The sequence below is a fragment of the Dysosmobacter acutus genome (assembly GCF_018919205.1).
GTDB lineage: Bacteria > Bacillota > Clostridia > Oscillospirales > Oscillospiraceae > Oscillibacter > Oscillibacter acutus.
Genome location: NZ_JAHLQN010000001.1, coordinates 1,345,338 through 1,364,718, shown reverse-complemented (window position 1 = coordinate 1,364,718; position 19,381 = coordinate 1,345,338). Strand labels below are relative to the sequence as shown.

The window sequence follows — 19,381 nt, the reverse complement described above, 5'->3', positions numbered from 1 at the left end:
ATTTCGTTCTCCCTTCGTTTCTTCTTGAGATCGAAATATGTGGCGGCCGGACAGGCATGGCCCCCGGTTGGCGGGCTTTAGCCTCCGAACTTTGCGTCCCGTCCTTTCAGGCGGTTTGCCGTTTCAGATATTTCTGTTTGCTGACTCGTTTGATGTTTGTGGTCTGTTCGTGCTCTGTGCGGGGTCAAATAGGCGGGGATGTCTTTCTCAATTCGTATTCATCGCTTTGTCCCGTATCAGTCAGGGCGCTGTTGAACAGCATTCCAAGCTCCAGTACGCTGCGGAAGCTCTCTTCCCGCCCTTCCTCCAGCCAGGCAACGGTCCCCTGCCAGCTGGCGTTCTGACGGAAAATCACTTTGATGGAGAACGTGGCCGCCTGGCCCTGCTGCTCCATGTTTTCCGTCCGTACCGGGGGAAGCGTTTTGTCCACCGGGCGGAAGGAGCGCTCTGCGGTAAATGGCTGCGGGAAGTTCATCTGGTCCAGGATCGTCTCCATGGCCAGCAGGAATTCGATGAACCCGGTGAAGGGAACCGCTCCATTCAGCATCAGGTTGTACAGCCTTCCCCGCAGGACCCTGTCCTGATAAGAGTCGATGCATACGACAGTGGTATGGTATTCGTTTCCCAGTACCCTGTGCATATGCCGCCTCCTTTCTGCTCTTGTGAACTCAGTTTACACGACACCGGTTACGTATCCGGATACATTTTGAAATTCTTTTTACATTTTTTCTTTCCAGAAGCAAGTTTTCCCGTCACCGGGCCGGGACGCATGTCCTTTTGCCCCACTTGCCGGTTTTCACGGTTCATTTTATTCTCCCGCCGTTACAGGAGTGGATACATTTTCCGCTTTTCCCCGCAAAACGCAACAAAAAGCAGAAAGCCAGGCTTTCTGCTTTTTGTTGACGGATTATTTTCCCTGTGACAGCCGGCGGCGCATCTGCTCCGGGTTCGCGGCGTAGTCCGCCGCGGTTTCCTCGCCGATGGCACCCTCCTGATACAGCTTCCAGATCGCCTGGTCCATGGAAATCATCCCCTCCGCGGAGGAGGTCTGTATCACGTTGTCGATCTGATAGTTCTTGCTGTCCCGGATCATATTGCGGATGGCGCCGTTGACCCGCATGACCTCCACCGCCGGTACCCGGCCGCCCTCTTTCCCCGGCAGAAGCTGCTGGGAGATCACCGAGTGCAGCACCATGGAAAGCTGCGTCCGGACCTGGGCCTGCTGGGCCGGGGGGAAGATATCGATGATCCGGTCGATGGTGCTCACCGCCCCCTGGGTGTGCAGCGTGGTGATGACCAGATGGCCGGTCTCCGCGGCGGTCATGGCCGTGCGGATGGTCTCATAATCCCGCATCTCGCCTAACAGAATTACATCCGGCGCCTGGCGCAGACAGGAGCGCAGCGCGGAGAGATAGTCCTCCGTGTCAATGGCGATCTCCCTCTGGCTGATGATGCTCTTTTCATCCCGATACAGGAACTCGATGGGGTCCTCAAGGGTGATGACATGGGCGCTGCGGGTCCGGTTGATCCGGTCGATAAGGCAGGCCTGCGTGGTGGATTTTCCGCTGCCCGCCGTGCCGGAGATCACCACCATGCCGTGGCTCACATCCGCCACCTCCATCACAGAGTCGGGGATGCCCAGGACCTTGTGGTCCGGAATCTCAAAGGACACCACGCGGATCACCGCCGCCATGGAGCCGCGCTGGCGGTAGGTGTTGACCCGGAAGCGGGCCAGACCGGGCTGGGCAAAGGAAAAGTCGTCGTCCCCTGTCTTCAGGTAGCGGTCCTGCTCCCGCCCCGCCATGCGGTAGATCTCCCCGATCAGCCGCTCCGTCTCCGGCGGAAACACTTTTGTGTCGCTGACAGGCAGAATCCGCCCGTCCCGCTTATAGCTCACCATGCCGCCGGCCACAATGAAGATATCGGACGCTCCGTCCTCCACCGCCCGGCGCAGATATTCGATCAAATCAGCCATTTCTCCGCTCCTCTTTTCAGCCTGTATAAACCGGAAGCTCCTCCTCCGACCGCCAATCGCCGGTGGAGACCGCCTGCCACTGTACTATATTATAATGTATCCGGTCTTTGTCAAAGTCCACCTGGACCCGCAGCTCCTCCGTATCGGATATCGCCACCGCATAGCGGCAGGAGACGGCGCCGTCCTCCGCCGGGGTTTCCTCCACCGACTCCACCGTCTGTCCCTGGCGCAGCAGCGCCAGAACGCGCTCTGCCTCCCGGTCCGCCGCATAGTACTCCGTCACCGCCTGGGCGCTGCGCTCCGACAATGACACGTCCGCCGTCATGGTGGAGAGGCTCAGCAGTGCGAAAATCACCAGACAGAGCACCGCGAACATCACCAGCAGCGAGCTTCCGCCCACAGTGGGCGGACTGGAACGGTTCTCATCCACGGCCGCTCACCTCCTGCCAGGCGATGGGCAGTGAGAAAATCTCCCCACCATTCTCATAAGATACCCGGACCACGGCCTGTGCCAGCCCCTGCTGCGGACTCAGGCCGCCAAGCGCCTCGGGAAACACCTCCAACCGGTAGGAGGCCCCCTCCGAGACCGCGTTCCAGTCATAATCATAGAGCACATACCACATTCCCTGGGAAATCTGGCCTCCCATGGCCTCCCGAGCCGCCTCCATGGCGTGGGCCGGGTCCTCTCCGGCCCGCTTCATCAGCTCCGCGGCGCTCTGGGCCTGGAGGACCGCCCGGTCCAGGGCCGCGCTCTCCCGGGACTTCTGATTGGAGAGCGCGAATGCCTGCACGCACAGGGCGGCGGCGATGGCGAACACAAGGATCATCACCACCTGCTCCATCAGCACAAGGGTCGAACGGTTCTGGTTCATGCCTCCGCCTCCCCGCTTCTGAGGGCCAGCGTCAAGGCGGTGACCTGCCCATTCGTGTCCGTGGCTTCCACCGTCAGCTCCCCGTCCCTCTCCCAAAAGTCAAGACCGCCCGCTTCCATGACCTCATTGCCGTCCTCCGGCTCAAACTCCTCCAGCGCCGAGGCAAACAGCTCCCGCACCGATCCATCATAGTAGTAAATCCGGGTATAATAGGGCTCCCCCTCCACTTCCCGGACAAGGTACAGCGTGGGGATATCCTCCTCATCCAAAGAGAAGCCGTCCACAAAAACGCCGCCCGAAACGTCATTATGCCGCACCTTTGACGCAATATATTGCACACATATCCGTTTTTCATAGCTCTTAGCGCCCCGCTCGCTCAGCTGGCGGTAGCTGTCCGCACCAAGCAGGAGCACCAGCAGAATCGCGGAAGCCAACACGCCGAAGGTCAGCAGGACGAATATGGTTCCAATGGAATGTCGCTTCATCTTCCCCCTCCTCAGCGCGCAAGAACTGTGATCTCCGGCATGATGTTGTCGGCAAAAATCTCATAAAACACCACGTAGCGGGCCTCGTCCACCTGGATGCCGTAGTCCTGCTCCAGCTCCTCTATCGTGGCGGGATAAACCCCCTCCGACGCGTAGCAGCTGACGGCTGCCCGGCGTATACTCTCCTCCAGCTGTCTGCGCCCCTCCTCGCCCTGGGACGCATCCACATGAGCCAGGGCCCCCATCAAAAGGGCCAGAGCCGCGGCGGCGATCACCGGCAGAAAAAGCCAGGCGGTCAATCGCGTTTTCCTCTTTTTCATACGCTCACCCGATGGCAGACATGATCCGCACCAGCGGCAGCATCACGGACAGCAAAATGCCGCCTACCAGAAGGGAAGAGACGATCACAATGCCCGGCTCCACCCGGCTCACCGTCTCCTCCACGCTGCGCTCCGCCTCCGTCTGGAGCCGCCTCGAAATCTCCGCCATCACCGTGTCGCCGCTGCCGCTGCGGATGCCAAGGGCCAGCATCCGGCAAAAGGCAGGCGGCAGCAGGGCGCTTTGGCGCAGCGCCTCCGCAAGCCCCGCCCCCTCATCCAGCCGGGAGCGGCAGTCGCTGTAGCGCCGCTCCACAGCGGCGTTCTCACTGTGGAGCGAGGTGGCCATGGACAGAGCCTCCTCCACCGGCAGGCCGCTGGCCATTCCCATGGACAGAGCCGCGGCAAACTGGGCCGCTCCCACTTTGGCGGCAATGCCCCGGTCTCCCCGGCGGCGCTGCCAAAACCGCCCCGCCCAGTTCCGGAAGGGCAGGCTCACAGAAAACGCCGCGACCAGAGCCAGCACCAGGGCCAGCAGCACACAAAGCACCGGCAGCATACGGTCCAGCACGCCGCCCAGAGCCAGCAGTCCGCCGGCAAAGCCGGTCATCTGGCCGCCCAGCCGGGCAAATACCGACTCAAAGACCGGCAGCACCTTTGCCAGCAGTACCACGATCACCGCCAGCATCAGCAGCAGCAAAATCACAGGATAGGTCAGGGCGCCGCGGATGCGGTTTCCCATCCGCTCCATGGTGTCGTAATAGGCGGCGAGAGCCCGGAAGGACTCCTCCTGACGACCGGTTCTCTCCCCGGCGCCGGCCAGATACACCGCATAATCGGGAAATGCTCCCGTGGCGGCCATGGCTTCGGACAGGGGTTCCCCGCCGTCCACCGCTCCGGCCAGCTCCTTCAGCAGCTCCGACTCCTGATCCCCGTCCTCCGCCAGCAGGTGCAGGCCGTCTCCCACACCAATGCCGGCGTGGAGCATGACGGAGAGCTCCAGACAAAAAGCGGACAGATATCCTGATGACAAATATCTCTTTTTCATATTCCTCTCCACGATTCAACAAAAAATGGACTTGCTTGCGCAAGTCCATTTTACAAAATATTCACTTGCAAGTAAAGACCTTCTGTTCAGTCCTCAGTAAATATATTTGGCGCTGTAGTTCTTGCCGTCGCCAATGTACTTCATGATTTCCTTGCTCTGGTTTCCGGTGGAGGCAAAGGTGGGGTCCATCAGCTTCCAGGTGGTTCCGTCAAAATAGACCACATTCTCCACCCAGCCGGACTCCGGAGAGTAGACGTTGATCCATGCATGGTAGATATCCCCGCTGTAGCCCACCACCAGCTTGGTGGGGACGTCCTGGCTGCGGAGCATGGCCGCCATCAGCGCCGCATAGTCAAAGCAGATTCCCTTTTTCTGCGCCAGCACCGTATCAAGCACCGGCAGGTATCCGCTCTTCACGGACGCAGCTTTATCATAGTCATAGGAGATGTTTTTCACCACAAACTCGTAGACCTTCTGCACCTTTTTCAGCGCATCCGTCACACCGGAGGTCAGCTCCGCCGCCTTTGCAACGGTCTTGCTCTCGGGTTTGTAATCCACATACTGGTTGGGCAGCAGGAACGGCGCGAATTCATCCTTCAGCGATGCGGTAAAGGAGGCGGAAATCACGGTGGAGTAAGATGTGCCGGAGATGTTTTCAAAGACGCTGACCTTATAGCTTCCATTGCCGTCGGAAAGCGGGAAGGTGGCGTAGTCCGCCCCGGCGGTCAGGTTGTAGGTGTATGTGACCCCGCTGGGGCCCTTGACCTGGGCCTTCAGCTTCTTGGAGGTGGAGGCGGTGTACTTCACCATCACATAGCCGTCGGCGGTGTTGGAATAGTCGATCACCGCGCTGGCGTTCTGCTTGACCAGCGTGCCGGAGGCAACAGGCATCAGGCCGTTGATCACGGCAGGCTCTGTAGCCAGCACGGCCAGTTCCGTGGTGGGATCGGCGTCTTTTACCTCCACCGACTGTGAAAACACCTTCGCGTCGGCCGCACCCATGGGTACGTCGCTGCCGTCGGGAACCTTGCTGCCTGCGCAGCCGGTACAAAATAACATCACCGCCGCCAACAGAGCGGCCAAGTGCTTTTTGTTCATTCTGCCTGCTTCCTTTCCATAGCAATCCATATTCTAAGGAACAGTATAGCATATCATTTTGAAAATGGAAGTATATTTTTAAAATTTTTTTCATCTTGCTCATTTACCTGTAACCTTAATCGAGTTTTGATTGCATGGCTGAACTTTTTATGATATAGTGTGGATACTTGAAAAGCTGGGGCTGTCTGCCCCGACTTGAAAGGCAGGTGTGTTTTAAATGGAGGATTTGCGCGTTTGCATGCTTGGGGAGTTTTCCATCAGCAATGGTGCAGATGCGATCAATGACAGCGACAACCGCTCCCGGAAGGTGTGGCTGCTGCTGGCCTATATGATCTATTTCCGAAATCGCAGCATTTCTCAGGATGAACTGATTGACCTTCTCTGGGGTGAGGAGGAGAGCAGCTCCAATCCGGCCAACGCCCTGAAGACCATGTTCCATCGGGTGCGTACCATGCTCAACCAGTTGGGCGGCAGCGTCGGACACGAGCTGATCGTCCGCCGTCAGGGCGACTATGCATGGAACCCCGACCTGACATTTGCCTATGATGTGGACCGGTTTGAGTCCCTCTGCAAGGCGGGCAGGACCCAGGAGGACCCGGAGCAGCGTCTTGCCTCCTATTTGCAGGCGCTGGAGCTCTACGGCGGTGATTTCCTTCCCAAGCTCGCCACCGAACCATGGGTGGTGCCGGTCAATACATACTTCCATAACCTGTATACCCAGACCGTACACGAGGTGATCCCCCTGCTGGAGGAGCAGGGCCGGTTGGACGAAGCCGCCGCAGTCTGCCGCAAGGCCATTGAGATCGAGAACTGCGACGAGTTTCTCTATTACCATCTTATGCGCCAGCTGCTGGACATGGGCAATCAGCAGGCGGCGGCCACCGTATTTGAAACCATGAGCGACATGCTCTTCGACCGGTTCGGCGTCATGCCCTCCGACGAGATCAAAGCGCTGTACCGTGAGGCCATCCGCTCCACCAACGAGCACGAGGTGGACATCAGCGCCGTGCGGGATCAGTTGAAGGAGCCCTCGTCCGCCCCCGGCGCCCTGGTGTGCGACTATGACTTTTTCAAGGCCATCTACCGGGCGGAGGCCCGCAGCGTAGCCCGCAGCGGTGACGCCGCCCACATCGCCCTTTTGAGCGTCACAAATATGAAGGGCGCAAAGCTTGCAAAGCGGAGTCTGGACCGCTGCATGGAAAATTTGAGTGAATTGGTCCGGCTGAGCCTGCGGCGGGGCGACATCGCGTCCCGGTGCAGCGTCTCCCAGTTTATCATCCTGCTGCCCCGGGCCAATTATGAAAACAGCTGCATGGTCATGGATCGCATCGTCAGGCAGTTCGGGCGCCAGTATCCACACTCCCCGGCCCTGCTGCGCTACAGCGTACAGCCTCTGGACCCCACATGCTGAACAAAGAGAGAAGGCGTTTGCCTTCTCTTTTATTTTGTCAGATTCGACAAGCTTTTTGATAAATTTCCGTCACATCTTATCGAAGAAAGTGCTTGCATTTTTCCCGTCCCTTTCGTATAATGATTTTCAATCAAATGAAGGGAGGAACTGAGATGTTGAAGTGTGTGAAACAGCCTGTTCCTTCTTTCTTGTTCCCTTTTTGACCGGCTATTTGCCGGTATTTTTTTTGCCCGGATGTGGGAAAATTTACCCGGGCTCCAAATTGTGAGAGGAGAAACGTCATGAAAGAAACCGAGATGAAACCCGTCCTTGACGCCCGTACCCTGGGCACTCCCAAAATGCTGGTGTTAGGCCTCCAGCACATGTTCGCCATGTTCGGCGCCACCGTGCTGGTGCCGGCCATCACCGGCCTCAGCGTCTCCGCCACGCTGCTGTTCGCGGGACTGGGCACACTGCTGTTCCACCTTCTGACCAAGCGTAAGGTGCCCGCCTTCTTAGGCTCCTCCTTTGCATTCCTGGCGGCCTACACCACTATCGCCCCGGGCGGCGAGGCGGAGCTTTTACCCTACGCCTGTTTCGGCGTGGCCTGTGCGGGCCTTTTGTATCTGGTGATCTCCGCCCTGTTCAAGGCCTTCGGCGCCAACAAGGTCATGCGCTTTTTCCCGCCCATCGTCACCGGTCCCATCATCATCGCCATCGGGCTGTGTCTGTCCGGCTGGGCCCTCTCCTGCTGCGCCCAGAACTGGGGCATCGCGCTGGTGGCCATTGTGGTGGTCATCGTCTGCAACATCTGGGGCAAGGGCATGGTGAAGATCATCCCCATCCTGCTGGGCATCATCGCCTCCTATGGGGTGGCGGCCGTCACCAACAATGTGGACTTCACCGCAGTCCGGGAGGCCGCCTGGTTCGGCCTGCCCTTCCAGTGGAGCAACACGGTGTTCGCCATTTTCCAAAGCCCTGACGTCTCGCTGCTGATTACCGCCGCCATCACCATTGTCCCCATCTCCATCGCCACCATCATGGAGCATATCGGCGACATGTCCGCCATCTCCTCCACCGTGGGCGACAACTTTATTGAGGACCCCGGCCTGCACCGCTCCCTGTTGGGCGACGGCCTGGCCACCATCGCCGCGTCGCTGTTCGGTGCCCCGGCCAACACCACCTACGGGGAGAACACCGGCGTTTTGAATCTGACCCGGGTCTACGATCCCCGTGTCATCCGCCTGGCCGCCGTGTTTGCCATCATCCTCTCCTTCAGTCCCAAGTTCGCCGCCGTCATCGAGGTGATGCCTCAGGCCACCTTAGGCGGCGTATCCCTGATCCTCTACGGTATGATCTCCGCCGTGGGCGTGCGGAACGTGGTGGAAAACCAGGTGGACTTCACCAAGAGCCGCAACGTCATTATCGCCGCTTTGATCCTGGTGCTGGCCGTGGGCATCAAATACGGCACCGGCGGCGACGAGGCCATCGTATTCGCCCTGGGCTCCGTCACCATCAAGCTCTCTGGCATCGCCACCGCCGCCCTGGTGGGGATTGTGCTCAACGCGGCGCTGCCCGGCAACGACTATCAGTTCGGTAAAACCGCCAACTCCGACGCCTCCGCTGACCTGGGCAGGTATTGATTCCTTGTGAATATCACACAAAGGAGCGCCAAAATTTGGCGCTCCTTTGTCGCCTGTGCAAGAAAAACCGCATTTCCCCCTGCAAGGCGGTTGACAAGCCCTTTTCTTCCCGTATAATAAGACACAATTGAAGACCTTTGATAGAGGCGCGGCATCCATGAGTACGTTCCATGCAAACGACAGGCATCGGGAACGGAAAGGGGCTGCCGCCGAGGTTTCCCCCAAAGCTGCCTGGCGGGGGGATTCCGGGCCGTGGGAGAATATTCTGCGGACTGTCATCGTACCGGCAACGGGCGGTGGAGTGCTATCATGATCACATACGACTATAGGCACCATTGCGCCCACCTGTATGAAGTCATGATAGAAATCATGGCTTCAAATTTTTTACAGGAGGGTTTTTTCATGCACAGCACAAACCGAAGAAGAATCGTATCCCGCATCATTCTGGCCGCAGCCCTGGTGCTGCTGGTCACTGTCTCCGCCATGGCGGCGGACGCCTCTCAAAAGATGGTGGACTGCCCCGACTGCCAGGGCTACGGCATCTGCATGAGCTGTTACGGCACCGATTCCGCCTGCGAAAGCTGCGGCGGGGCCAACGTCTGCGCCACCTGCGGCGGCGCGGGCGAGGTGGCCGCGTCCAGCCGCTACTATGAGTCCGCCTGGGCCCTGGTTCCCCCGGTCATCGCAATCGGACTGGCGCTGATCACCAAGGAGGTCTACTCCTCATTGTTCATCGGCATCCTTGTGGGCGGCATGCTCTACTCCAACTTCAACTTTGAGGGCACCGTGCTTCATGTGTTTGAGGACGGCATCGTCTCCGTGCTCTCCGACGGCTACAACGTGGGCATCCTGATCTTCCTTGTGGTTCTGGGCGCCATGGTCTGCCTGATGAACAAGGCCGGAGGCAGCGCCGCCTTCGGGCGCTGGGCGGCCAAGAACATCAAAAGCCGCGTGGGCGCCCAGCTGGCCACCGTCGTTCTGGGCTGCCTCATTTTCATCGATGACTATTTTAACTGTCTGACCGTGGGCTCCGTGATGCGCCCGGTCACCGACAAGCACAACGTCTCCCGGGCAAAGCTGGCCTATCTCATCGACTCCACTGCCGCGCCCATCTGCATCATCGCGCCCATTTCCTCCTGGGCCGCCGCCGTTTCCGGCTTTGTGGACGACGGCTCCGGCCTAGCCCTCTTTATCCGGGCCATTCCCTTTAACTTCTATGCCATTTTGACCATCGTGACCATGGTCTGCCTGGTGGGCTTCAAGATGGATTACGGCCCCATGGCCGCCAATGAGTCCAACGCGCTGGAGGGCGACCTCTTCTCCGGCGCCAACCCCTATGCCGGCATGGACGACGATGCGCCTGCAAGCAAGGGCCGGGTCATCGACCTGGTGCTGCCCATTCTGGTGCTGGTGGTCTGCTGCATCGTGGGCATGATCTACTCCGGCGGCTTTTTCTCCGGCGCAAGCTTTGTGGACGCCTTCTCCGGCTCCGATGCGTCGGTGGGCCTCATGCTTGGCTCCTTCTTTGGTCTGGTCTTCACCATGGTGTTCTACCTGATCCGCCGCTCCATGAGCTTCAAGGAAATCATGGCAAGCATTCCCGAGGGATTCAAGGCCATGGTGCCCGCCATCATGATCCTGACCTTCGCCTGGAGCCTGAAGGCCATGACCGATTCCTTGGGCGCCCGTGAATTCGTGGCCGCTGTGGTCAAGGCCTCTGCGGAGAACTTCATGATGTTCCTGCCCGCCATCGTGTTCGTCATCGGCTGCCTGCTGGCCTTTGCCACCGGCACCTCCTGGGGTACCTTCGGCATCCTGATCCCCATCGTGCTCTTCGTGTTCCCCTTGGACGGCGGCAATCCCCTGTCCATTGTGTGCGTATCCGCCTGCATGGCCGGCGCCGTCTGCGGCGACCACTGCTCCCCCATCTCCGACACCACCATCATGGCCTCCGCCGGCGCCCAGTGCGACCACGTGAGCCACGTGTCCACTCAGCTGCCCTATGCCGTCACCGTGGCGGCGGTCAGCTTTGTCAGCTACCTCATCGCCGGCTTTATCCCCAACGCACTTGTGGTGCTGCCCATCTCCGTGGTGCTGATGGTTCTGACGCTGATGGTCATCCGCTCTGCTCACGGGAGAGGATCCGCCAAAAAGGCTTCCGAACCTGCGGCCGCCAACAACTGACCATTCAGGAAAAGCCTGTGCTTTGAAAGCACAGGCTTTTTTTGATCCGCGGCTTATGCAAAACAGCATTTCCCCTCCATGCGGCCCATGGATTCAACTGGCCGCCAAAATCTTGGGGCCTTTTCCGCCTGCCTGTGGCCCGCCAAAACGTGGAGAACGCAAAGAGCGGCGCAGTATGCGCCGCTCTTTCTTCTCATCCAATTCCGCCAAAGACGCTGCCCAACACCAGAACCAAAAGCGTCAGGCCGCAAAAACCGTACTTGCTCATGGGTTCAAACGCTTTTCCCAAAGGCCGGGCCGCTCCCTGGTCGATCTGTGCGCGGACAAAGTCCTTTCCGCACACCCAGAAAAACAGGATGCCCGCAAGCAGCGCTCCAACGGGGCAGAGGTAGATGGAACACACGTCCATCCAGCCGGATACAATCCCCTCGATGCACACGCCCACCACGGCGCCCACCGCGCCCACCGTGCCCACCGCCCTGCGCCTGGAGAAGCCAAACCGGGTTTGCAGCGCTTCGATAGGGGACTCAAAGAGGTTGATGAGCGAGCTCAGCCCTGCAAACAGCACGGCCACAAAGAAGACGATCATCACGATCCTGCCGCCGGGCATCTGTTTAAAAACGCCCGGCAGGTAGATGAACATCAGTCCCGGTCCACTTTGGGTGGTATCCACGCCGGCGACTGCCATGGCCGGAATGATGGCCAGCGCGGCGATCAGCGCGGCCAGTGTGTCGAACAGCGCCACATTCCTGGCACAGAAGGGAATGTCCGCGTCCTTTTTCAAGTAGGAGCCGTAGACCAGTGTGCCGGAGCCGGCCAGCGACAGAGAGAAGAACGCCTGCCCCAGCGCATAGAGCCAGGTCTTGGGGTTGAGCAGGGCGCTCCAGGACTCCGGCAAAAACAAATAGCGGTATCCGGCGCCGGCGCCATCCAAGGTGGACACGTAGACCGCCACAGCGATGAACATGAGGAAAAAGAGGGGCATCATGACCCGGTTGGCCCGCTCGATCCCGGAGGAGACGCCGAACACCATGATGGCAAACACCACCGCCAGGCCCGCCAGCTGCCATCCCACGCTGCCAAAGGAGGAGGCCGTCGCGCCGAAAGCGGCTTCAAACTCCCCCACGGACACGGGCGTCAGGGCAGAGCCGGTGATGGATCCGGCCGCGTACTTCAAAATCCACCCCACCACAACGGAGTAGCCGATGGCAAGGGCCAGGCTGCCAAGCACAGGGATCAGCGCCAGCATCTCCCCAAGGCGCCTTCCCCTGCCTGAGCGCTCCGTGACCTTTCCAAAGGCCACAAGGGGGCCCGCCTCCATGGCCCGACCAAAGGCCATCTCCCCGATGACCCCGGTGTAACCGATGACCACCACGCAGATAAAATAGGGGATCAGGAAGGCTGCGCCGCCGTATTGGGACACCCGGGCGGGAAACAGCCAGATATTGCCCATTCCCACCGCGGAGCCGATACAGGCCACAATAAAGCCCCACTTCCCCGTAAACTGATCTCTTTTCTTCATCGTCCTCTCTCCCTCTTTGATCACAGCAGCGTGTGAATCTGGGATTCCCCCACCACCGTGATGCCGTTTTTGCGCAGCAGCTCCGCCGTCACGCCGTCTCCTGCCGTCAGAATGTGCCGGAAGGTTCCGTCGTAGATCCGGCCGGCGCCGCAGGATGGGCTGCGCTCCTTGAGCACCGCTGCCGTGCAGCGGTGCTCAAGGGCAATGCGCAGCGCCTGTTCCGCTCCCCGGCGATAGGCCTCCGTCACATCCTCTCCCTCCCGGTTCACCACCCGGTTCCCCTGACGCTCCGCAGGCGGCCGGGGCGTGGGCAGGCCGCCCAAACACTCCGGACAGACCGGCACCAGCCGGCAGCGCTCCCCCAGGCGGAGAAGCTCCGGCAGCTCTTTGCCGGTCCCGTCATACCGGCAGCACCTGCCTATGAGGCAGGCGCTGACCAGAATGGGACCCTTCATCGAATCCGCTCCCCGTTGAGCACCGCCAGCACCAATGAATCCCCCTCATACTGGAGTTTTAAGGAGAAAAAAGGCGCTTCCTGCTCCAAAAGGGAGTGAAAAATCCGGTCTCCCTCCCACTGGGGCAGGGCCATCAGTTGATCCCGGTCAATCCACTCCAGGTTTCCCTCGTCGCACTCGATCAGCTCCCCGGTAAAGTTGTCGGCAGTGAACAGGTGCATGTACTCCGTCTCATAGAGATCGGAGACAAAGGTGACCAGTCCCCGGTATCTCATGCGCCTGAGCGTCAGGCCCGTCTCCTCCCTGGCCTCCCGGAGCATGCACTCCTCCGGGCTCTCCTTGTCTTCGAATTTTCCGCCGATTCCAATCCACTTGTCGTGGTTGAGATCGTTTTTCTTTTTGACACGGTGCAGCATCAGATACTGCCTGCGCCCTTCAAAATCCCGCTCAATATATCCCAGTGTGGTATTCAACATTGGCATCCCTCCCGCCGGGCCATCCGGCCGCCGCTTTCCATATATTATAATAAGGTATCCATTTCATCAAAAAGAAGCATTCGGTCCATGCCGATACCGCTGATGAGGCAGCGTTCCTTCCGGTTTCCCACAAGCTGCTCCATCCAGTCCACAAATCCCCCGTCTCCCACCTCGAAGGTCTCGCCGTGGGCAGTCCAGTAAATCTTGAAGTTCAGTCCCTTGTAGTAGGCGTTCTCCTCCTGCTTCTCTATCCGCAGGGGCACTTCCGGCATCTCATTCCGGAGGAAGGTTTCCATAGCCTCCAAAAAACCGTCCGGATCAGTATAGCCCGCCCGGCGGCGCAGCGTCAGCGACATCTGCGGGCCGTACAGCGCCTGACAGTACCGGATCTGGCGGCGCAGCAGCGCCTTTTCACAGCTGTATCCGCCAGCGGAATCCCTGCCCCGCGAGACCATGCAGAAAATTCCAAAATGGGGCAGCATCCCCTTGCCGGAAAACTTCTGCCCTCTCACCACTCTGGCGGTGGTGCAGAGGTGCAGCTCGCCGGAACCGGCGCCGCCCCTGATCCTTGTTCCAAGCTCCAGGGCCAGGGCATTGGTGGGGTCTGCCAGCACCTCCAGGCCCCTTCCCGCGCCCACCACATTGTTCTGATCCACACACCCGAATACGGAACAGCTTCCAAAGGGCGACACCGGCGAAAGCAGGACGCTTTCAAACCCCTGCTTCTCCGCCAGGGACAAAAGCGCCGTCTCCAGGCGATGAAAGTCCAGGGCGCTGAGGGGGCTGGGCCCGGCAAACCGGCTCTGCTCATAGCGTCTGAGCACATCCGGTGCCGTGAGCCGTCCCGCGCGGAGGCGGTCTATCGCCAGCTGCAGGCTGCTCCACTCAGATTGTGACAGCTGTCCCAGTCCCTCCAAAAGCGGTTTTCCTTCCACTTTTTCGATGATTTTTTTCACGCCGCGATTTTCCTGCATTCCTTCACCCGCTCCCCATTCGTTCAGTTTTTCTATCATAGCCCAGTTCCCGGCCTTTGGCAACCGCTTTTCCCAAATTTCACTGTCAAATCATGCAAAATTCCACCCCTTCTTTTGTTAACTTTTGTTGAATCCATTCGGATATTACAGTCGCTTATCTCAGGTATTTGTTAAAATGTGATAAGAAATGTTGACAGTATGGAGAAGCCGTGGTAAAATGCAGGTGTTAAAAGATCAATAGCGCGCTTGCCGGACAGGTTTGAAGTTTGTAGAGAAGAATTGCTATAAATGGACGCTTGGCGGCGGGCTTTTTTGTTGTCTGGAGGATTGAAATGAACTACAAAGCACATTTGGTGGAGTCCGGCAAGCGGATGCTCCACAAGGGCCTTACGGTGGAGACGTGGGGCAACATCAGCGTCCGTGACCCTGAGACGGGTCTTGTGTACTTAACGCCTTCGGCCATGCCCTATGACACCCTGACGGAGGAGGATATTGTGGTCATGCGGCCGGACGGCACCGTGGCGGAGGGCCGGAGAAAGCCCACTATTGAAGTGGGAATGCACCTTGGGATTCTCAATGCCCGGCCGGAGATCAACGCCGTCATCCACACCCACCCCCTGTACTCCCAGGTCTTCGCCTGCCTGCACCAGCCCATTCCGCCTATCATCGACGAGGCGGCCCAGGCTTTGGGCGGCACGGTCTATCCCACGGAATACGCCCTGCCTGGCAGCGAGGAGCTGGCCCGGAACGTGGTTGCCGCCCTGGGGGAAACGGGGACTGCCTGTCTGATTGCCAACCACGGCGCCGTTTGCGTCGGAAAGGATATGAACCAGGCGTTCAAGGTCTGCACGGTGCTGGAGATGACCGCCCAGATCTATCAGATGTCCCTGGCAGTGGGCACCCCCCACATCATCTCCGATGAGCAGGTCGCGTACATGAAGGACTTTGTGGAGCACCACTACGGACAGGACAAAGCGTGATCGGAGCAAACGTCATGAAGCCTCTGCCTTACACCAGGAAAAAAGAAATATTGGAGATGCTCAAGCGCAACGATTTTCTGGACATCAACCAGCTGTCCCAAAAATTCAACGTCTCCTATATGACCATTCACCGGGATCTAAAGGAGCTGGAGGACGAGGGGATGGTGTCCCGGATATACGGCGGCGCTGTGGTCAGCGATTCCGTCCGGACCGCAGCGGATGTCCCCGTCCCCTCCGCCGATCTGACTCTGGAGGAGCGGTTCCGCGTCTGCCAGGAGGAGAAAAAGGCCATTGCCAGGGCGGCCGCGGCCTATGTGGAGGACGGGGAGATCATCGGCCTGGACGCCAGCACCTCCGCTTTGCAGATGTGCCCCCTGCTCCATGAAAAACGAATCACCGTGGTCACAAACGGTCTGAACGTTGCGCTCCAGTTTTCCGATTCAGAGACGGTCAGCGTCATGGTGGTGGGAGGGCTGCTGCGCAAGTCCTCTCTGTCTCTGAGCGGCCTGCGGGATCAGGAGCTGTTGCAGCACATCAACATCAGCAAATGCTTTTTCTCCGCCACCGCCCTCTCCTTTGAAAAGGGCATGATGGAGCTGAGCTATGAGGAGTCCGAATCCAAGCGGGAGCTTTTAAAGCGCACGGACAAGCTTTTTGTGCTGGCGGACCACACCAAGTTGGGCGCTTCCGCCCCCTATGTGGACTGCACCTATGAGCGGATATACGCCCTGGTCACGGACCGCTGGCCAAACGCCGCCCAGCGGCAGACGGACTGCCTGCGGAACTTTGAGCAAAACGGCGTCCGGGTTATCTACGGCACCCAAGAATAATAGGAGGAATACCATGGAAGAGATCAAGAAGGTCACCCATATCGACAATGTAAAGCTGTCTGAGGACAGCAAGAGCGTCATCATCATCGACCAGACCCAGCTGCCCAACCGCATGGTCTATCTGACCCTGGACAAGTTGGAGGACTGCTATGAGGCCATTTTGAAGCTGAGGGTCCGGGGCGCTCCGGCCATCGGCATTTTTGCCGGCTACGCCATGTATGTGCTGAGCCAGCAGTATGCGGACAAGCCCTACGACGCTTTTGCCGCGGAGTTCCACCGGCAGAAGGAGTATCTCAACTCCTCCCGGCCCACGGCCGTGAACCTGAGCTGGGCGCTGAACCGGATGGAGAAGGTCGTGACCGGCAACGCCTCCTCCGGCGTGGGGGAGATCGTGGAGCTGTTAGGACGCGAGTGCGTCAATATCCACGAAGAAGACATTGCCATGTGCCGCAAAATCTCCGAATACGGCCTTTCCCTGCTCCATGAGGGCGACGGCGTCCTGACCCACTGCAACGCCGGCCCTCTGGCCACCTCCCGCTACGGCACCGCCATCGGCCCCATGCTCTTGGGCAAGGAGCAGGGCATGAACTTCCGCGTCTTCTCCGACGAGACCCGGCCTCTGCTCCAGGGCGCCCGGCTCACCTCCTTTGAGCTCCAGAAGGCCGGCGTGGACGTGACGCTCATCTGCGACAACATGGCCAGCATTGTCATGAAAAACGGCTGGGTCAACGCCTGCTTTGTGGGCTGCGACCGCATTGCCGCCAACGGCGACTTCGCCAATAAGATCGGCACCTCCGGCGTGGCCATTCTGGCCAAGCACTACGGCATCCCCTTCTACACCCTGGGGCCCACCTCCACCATCGACATGAACTGCCCCACCGGCGACGACATCAAGATCGAGCTGCGGGACCCCGAGGAGATCAAGGAGAAGTTCTACGCCGAGCCCATGGCCCTCAAGGAGGTCAAGTGCTACAACCCCGCCTTTGACGTCACCGACCACACTCTGCTCACCGGCATCGTCACGGAAAAGGGCATCTGCTATCCCCCCTTCACTGAGAGCCTGAAGAAGCTCTTTGAGTGATTTCCCCCGGTTTTATAGTCGGAAGACTGTAAAAATAAAGAAGCATTGGACTATGAAAGGAGTATCCCAATGAAAAAGAAGTTAAAGGTATTTCTGGCAATCTTGTCTCTGGTGGCCATCGTCGCGTCTCTGAGCGCCTGCGGCGGCAACGGCGGCAGCGCATCCGGCTCCGGTTCCGCAAGCGGCAGCGGCAGCGCCGGGGCCACGGGCCTGAAGGTCTGCATCATCACCTCCTCCGGCATCGACGACGGTTCCTTCAACCAGAACTGCTACGAGGGCATCCAGGCCTTTGTCGCCGAGCACTCCGACTGCACAGTCACCGACATCAAGGAGGGAGACTACAACGAGCTGGTTCCCACCGTGGACCGCGTGGCCGGCGACTATGACGTCTTTGTCCTGCCCGGCTTTAACTTCACCGCCATCGGCGACATTGCGGCCGCCAACCCCGACAAGTACTTCATCGTGGTGGACTCCACCATCACCGACAGCCAGGGCAATGCCCTGAACGCCGCTGACCTGGGCAATGTGTACACCATGACCTTCTCCGAGCAGGAGGGCGGCTTCTTTGCCGGTCTGGCCGCCGCCCTGACCACCGAGAGCAACAAGGTGGCCGTGGTCAACGCCATGGCATACCCCTCCAACGTCAACTACCAGTTTGGCTTCATGTCCGGCGTGAATTACGCCAATGCCCACTTTGGCACCACCGCTGAATATGTGGAGCTGCCCTCCTACGCCGGCGTGGATGTCACCGGCGCCAACGTTGGCGGCAACTACATCGGCGACTTTGCCGACGAGGCCACCGGCAAGGTGGTTGGCGAGGCCCTGATCAACGAAGGCTGCGACGTTCTGTTCGTGGCTGCCGGCGCTGCGGGCAACGGCACCTTCACCGCCATCAAGGAAGCCTCCGACGTGTATGTCATCGGCTGCGACGTGGACCAGTTTGACGACGGCGTCGCCGGCGACCGCAACATCATCCTGACCTCTACCCTGAAGGTCATGGACGTCAACGTCCAGAAGCAGTTAGAGGCCATCTACAACGGTACCTTCTCCGCCGAAGACGCCTTCCTGGGCGCTGACTCCGACTCCTCCAGCTACGTCTCCGAAGAGGGCCGCCAGCAGCTGAGCGACGATGCTCTTGCCAAGATGGCGGAGTGCTATGAGCTGGTCAAGAACGGCACCATCGTGCCCGCCTCCAATTTCAACGGCTACACTCCCACCGACTTCCCCGGCCTGAAGTAAGAAAGGAAAGACTATGACAAAATCCTCCATTTCCGCCAGCATCTCCGTTACGGATGCGGAGATTGCCAAGGTCGTTCTGATGCCCGGCGATCCGCTGCGCGCCAAGCACGTGGCGGAGCACTATCTGGACAATCCCGTTTGCTTCAATACCGTCCGCAATATGCTGGGCTATACCGGCACCTATCGCGGCAAGAAGATCTCCGTCATGGGCAGCGGCATGGGCATTCCCTCCATGGGCCTCTATGCCACCGAGCTCTATAACCAGTTTGACGTGGACGCCATCATCCGCATCGGCTCCGCCGGCGGCCTGTCCGACCAGGTCAAGCTGCGGGACGTGGTCGTGGCCATGGCGGCTTCCACCAACTCCAACTATGGCGCGGCTTACAATATGCCCGGCTACCTGGCTCCCGCCGCAAGCTATGACATGCTGGCCCACAGCGTGGAAGCGGCCCGGAAGCTGAACGTCAACGCCGTGGTGGGCACGGTCTACACCTCCGACCATTTCTACTATCCCCGCCCGGAGATCAACCAGCAGCTGCGGGACCTGGGCCATCTGGCAGTGGAGATGGAGACCGCCGGCCTCTACTGGACCGCAGTGGGCTGCCACAAGAAGGCGCTGAGCATTCTGACCATTTCCGACCACCTCTTCACCGGGGAAGCCCTGTCTGCAGAGGACCGGCAGGAGTCCTTCCACGAGATGATGGAGGTTGCTCTGGAGACGGCCTGGCAGAGCGTCGAATAAACCTCTTATGCTGCCCCTCCCGCCGAACCTGACGGAAGGGGCAGCGTCAAATCCCATATGAGAAGCAAGG

The 19,381-nt window shown here is 59.4% G+C and carries 20 protein-coding genes and 2 riboswitches; of the genes, 8 read left to right on the top strand and 12 right to left on the bottom strand.

Going from position 1 to position 19,381, the window contains the following annotated elements; translation table 11 throughout:
* Window positions 1–38 precede the first annotated feature (38 nt).
* Window positions 39–130, bottom strand: a riboswitch (cyclic di-GMP riboswitch).
* Between the two features lie 54 nt (window positions 131–184).
* From KQI82_RS06660 to KQI82_RS06625, 8 genes are all read right to left on the bottom strand, one after another.
* Entirely contained in the window at window positions 185–640 is a 456-nt protein-coding gene (locus KQI82_RS06660; RefSeq protein WP_216632079.1) for a hypothetical protein, read from the bottom strand.
* 267 nt (window positions 641–907) lie between these two features.
* A complete protein-coding gene (locus KQI82_RS06655) occupies window positions 908–1,975 on the bottom strand; it encodes a type IV pilus twitching motility protein PilT (protein WP_216632078.1) in 1,068 nt (355 codons plus the stop codon).
* 16 nt (window positions 1,976–1,991) lie between these two features.
* Window positions 1,992–2,405, bottom strand: coding sequence for a hypothetical protein (locus KQI82_RS06650; protein WP_216632077.1), 414 nt, complete (start codon window positions 2,403–2,405; stop codon window positions 1,992–1,994).
* A complete protein-coding gene (locus KQI82_RS06645; protein WP_216632076.1) occupies window positions 2,398–2,847 on the bottom strand; it encodes a hypothetical protein in 450 nt (149 codons plus the stop codon). Before KQI82_RS06645 ends, KQI82_RS06650 begins: the two co-directional genes overlap by 8 nt.
* Window positions 2,844–3,332: a DUF4860 domain-containing protein gene (locus KQI82_RS06640; protein ID WP_216632075.1), complete on the bottom strand. Its 489-nt coding sequence runs from the start codon at window positions 3,330–3,332 to the stop codon at window positions 2,844–2,846. Before KQI82_RS06640 ends, KQI82_RS06645 begins: the two co-directional genes overlap by 4 nt.
* A gap of 11 nt (window positions 3,333–3,343) precedes the next feature.
* The gene (locus tag KQI82_RS06635) at window positions 3,344–3,652 is read right to left on the bottom strand and encodes a hypothetical protein (protein ID WP_216632074.1); all 309 of its coding nucleotides are present in this window, start codon (window positions 3,650–3,652) and stop codon (window positions 3,344–3,346) included.
* Window positions 3,653–3,656: 4 nt separating this feature from the next.
* Entirely contained in the window at window positions 3,657–4,697 is a 1,041-nt protein-coding gene (locus KQI82_RS06630) for a type II secretion system F family protein (RefSeq protein WP_216632073.1), read from the bottom strand.
* Window positions 4,698–4,790: 93 nt separating this feature from the next.
* Window positions 4,791–5,795, bottom strand: a complete 1,005-nt coding sequence (locus KQI82_RS06625) for a transglutaminase-like domain-containing protein (protein ID WP_241426637.1) — start codon at window positions 5,793–5,795, stop codon at window positions 4,791–4,793.
* A gap of 217 nt (window positions 5,796–6,012) precedes the next feature.
* Here KQI82_RS06625 and KQI82_RS06620 point away from each other — a divergent pair, with 217 nt between their 5' ends.
* From KQI82_RS06620 to KQI82_RS06610, 3 genes are all read left to right on the top strand, one after another.
* Complete coding sequence (locus KQI82_RS06620) at window positions 6,013–7,206, top strand: AfsR/SARP family transcriptional regulator (protein WP_216632072.1); 1,194 nt, start codon at window positions 6,013–6,015, stop codon at window positions 7,204–7,206.
* Between the two features lie 281 nt (window positions 7,207–7,487).
* Window positions 7,488–8,828, top strand: a complete 1,341-nt coding sequence (locus KQI82_RS06615; RefSeq protein ID WP_216632071.1) for a uracil-xanthine permease family protein — start codon at window positions 7,488–7,490, stop codon at window positions 8,826–8,828.
* Between the two features lie 133 nt (window positions 8,829–8,961).
* Window positions 8,962–9,143, top strand: a riboswitch (Lysine riboswitch).
* A gap of 87 nt (window positions 9,144–9,230) precedes the next feature.
* The gene (locus tag KQI82_RS06610) at window positions 9,231–11,012 is read left to right on the top strand and encodes a Na+/H+ antiporter NhaC family protein (RefSeq protein ID WP_241426636.1); all 1,782 of its coding nucleotides are present in this window, start codon (window positions 9,231–9,233) and stop codon (window positions 11,010–11,012) included.
* Window positions 11,013–11,205: 193 nt separating this feature from the next.
* On the opposite strand, the gene KQI82_RS06605 is transcribed toward KQI82_RS06610, so the two are convergent.
* From KQI82_RS06605 to KQI82_RS06590, 4 genes are read right to left on the bottom strand one after another with little or no spacing between them, the layout of a single operon-like run.
* Complete coding sequence (locus tag KQI82_RS06605; RefSeq protein ID WP_216632070.1) at window positions 11,206–12,534, bottom strand: sodium-dependent transporter; 1,329 nt, start codon at window positions 12,532–12,534, stop codon at window positions 11,206–11,208.
* Between the two features lie 20 nt (window positions 12,535–12,554).
* On the bottom strand, window positions 12,555–12,989 hold the full coding sequence (locus KQI82_RS06600; protein ID WP_216632069.1) for a 2-thiouracil desulfurase family protein: 435 nt from the start codon (window positions 12,987–12,989) through the stop codon (window positions 12,555–12,557).
* Complete coding sequence (locus KQI82_RS06595) at window positions 12,986–13,465, bottom strand: NUDIX hydrolase (RefSeq protein WP_216632068.1); 480 nt, start codon at window positions 13,463–13,465, stop codon at window positions 12,986–12,988. Before KQI82_RS06595 ends, KQI82_RS06600 begins: the two co-directional genes overlap by 4 nt.
* A gap of 44 nt (window positions 13,466–13,509) precedes the next feature.
* Window positions 13,510–14,478, bottom strand: coding sequence for a hypothetical protein (locus tag KQI82_RS06590; RefSeq protein ID WP_216632067.1), 969 nt, complete (start codon window positions 14,476–14,478; stop codon window positions 13,510–13,512).
* Between the two features lie 293 nt (window positions 14,479–14,771).
* Here KQI82_RS06590 and KQI82_RS06585 point away from each other — a divergent pair, with 293 nt between their 5' ends.
* From KQI82_RS06585 to deoD, 5 genes are all read left to right on the top strand, one after another.
* Window positions 14,772–15,419: a class II aldolase/adducin family protein gene (locus KQI82_RS06585; protein WP_216632066.1), complete on the top strand. Its 648-nt coding sequence runs from the start codon at window positions 14,772–14,774 to the stop codon at window positions 15,417–15,419.
* Window positions 15,420–15,433: 14 nt separating this feature from the next.
* Entirely contained in the window at window positions 15,434–16,249 is an 816-nt protein-coding gene (locus KQI82_RS06580; protein WP_216632065.1) for a DeoR/GlpR family DNA-binding transcription regulator, read from the top strand.
* Window positions 16,250–16,262: 13 nt separating this feature from the next.
* Entirely contained in the window at window positions 16,263–17,330 is a 1,068-nt protein-coding gene (gene mtnA / locus KQI82_RS06575) for an S-methyl-5-thioribose-1-phosphate isomerase (protein ID WP_216632064.1), read from the top strand.
* A gap of 69 nt (window positions 17,331–17,399) precedes the next feature.
* Window positions 17,400–18,569, top strand: a complete 1,170-nt coding sequence (locus tag KQI82_RS06570; protein WP_216632063.1) for a BMP family lipoprotein — start codon at window positions 17,400–17,402, stop codon at window positions 18,567–18,569.
* Window positions 18,570–18,582: 13 nt separating this feature from the next.
* Window positions 18,583–19,311 (top strand): purine-nucleoside phosphorylase, encoded by a 729-nt coding sequence (deoD, locus tag KQI82_RS06565; RefSeq protein WP_216632062.1) that lies wholly within the window; start codon window positions 18,583–18,585, stop codon window positions 19,309–19,311.
* Window positions 19,312–19,381 lie beyond the last annotated feature (70 nt).

Bases quoted from the DNA above. Each gene is read 5' to 3' on its own strand.
- KQI82_RS06595 (WP_216632068.1), bottom strand. From the start codon at position 13,465: ATGTTGAATACCACACTGGGATATATTGAGCGGGATTTTGAAGGGCGC.
- KQI82_RS06625 (WP_241426637.1), bottom strand. From the start codon at position 5,795: ATGAACAAAAAGCACTTGGCCGCTCTGTTGGCGGCGGTGATGTTATTT.
- KQI82_RS06580 (WP_216632065.1), top strand. From the start codon at position 15,434: ATGAAGCCTCTGCCTTACACCAGGAAAAAAGAAATATTGGAGATGCTC.
- KQI82_RS06600 (WP_216632069.1), bottom strand. From the start codon at position 12,989: ATGAAGGGTCCCATTCTGGTCAGCGCCTGCCTCATAGGCAGGTGCTGC.
- KQI82_RS06590 (WP_216632067.1), bottom strand. From the start codon at position 14,478: ATGATAGAAAAACTGAACGAATGGGGAGCGGGTGAAGGAATGCAGGAA.
- KQI82_RS06645 (WP_216632076.1), bottom strand. From the start codon at position 2,847: ATGAACCAGAACCGTTCGACCCTTGTGCTGATGGAGCAGGTGGTGATG.
- KQI82_RS06630 (WP_216632073.1), bottom strand. From the start codon at position 4,697: ATGAAAAAGAGATATTTGTCATCAGGATATCTGTCCGCTTTTTGTCTG.
- KQI82_RS06610 (WP_241426636.1), top strand. From the start codon at position 9,231: ATGCACAGCACAAACCGAAGAAGAATCGTATCCCGCATCATTCTGGCC.
- KQI82_RS06640 (WP_216632075.1), bottom strand. From the start codon at position 3,332: ATGAAGCGACATTCCATTGGAACCATATTCGTCCTGCTGACCTTCGGC.
- mtnA (WP_216632064.1), top strand. From the start codon at position 16,263: ATGGAAGAGATCAAGAAGGTCACCCATATCGACAATGTAAAGCTGTCT.
- KQI82_RS06570 (WP_216632063.1), top strand. From the start codon at position 17,400: ATGAAAAAGAAGTTAAAGGTATTTCTGGCAATCTTGTCTCTGGTGGCC.
- KQI82_RS06660 (WP_216632079.1), bottom strand. From the start codon at position 640: ATGCACAGGGTACTGGGAAACGAATACCATACCACTGTCGTATGCATC.
- deoD (WP_216632062.1), top strand. From the start codon at position 18,583: ATGACAAAATCCTCCATTTCCGCCAGCATCTCCGTTACGGATGCGGAG.
- KQI82_RS06620 (WP_216632072.1), top strand. From the start codon at position 6,013: ATGGAGGATTTGCGCGTTTGCATGCTTGGGGAGTTTTCCATCAGCAAT.
- KQI82_RS06605 (WP_216632070.1), bottom strand. From the start codon at position 12,534: ATGAAGAAAAGAGATCAGTTTACGGGGAAGTGGGGCTTTATTGTGGCC.
- KQI82_RS06585 (WP_216632066.1), top strand. From the start codon at position 14,772: ATGAACTACAAAGCACATTTGGTGGAGTCCGGCAAGCGGATGCTCCAC.
- KQI82_RS06615 (WP_216632071.1), top strand. From the start codon at position 7,488: ATGAAAGAAACCGAGATGAAACCCGTCCTTGACGCCCGTACCCTGGGC.
- KQI82_RS06635 (WP_216632074.1), bottom strand. From the start codon at position 3,652: ATGAAAAAGAGGAAAACGCGATTGACCGCCTGGCTTTTTCTGCCGGTG.
- KQI82_RS06655 (WP_216632078.1), bottom strand. From the start codon at position 1,975: ATGGCTGATTTGATCGAATATCTGCGCCGGGCGGTGGAGGACGGAGCG.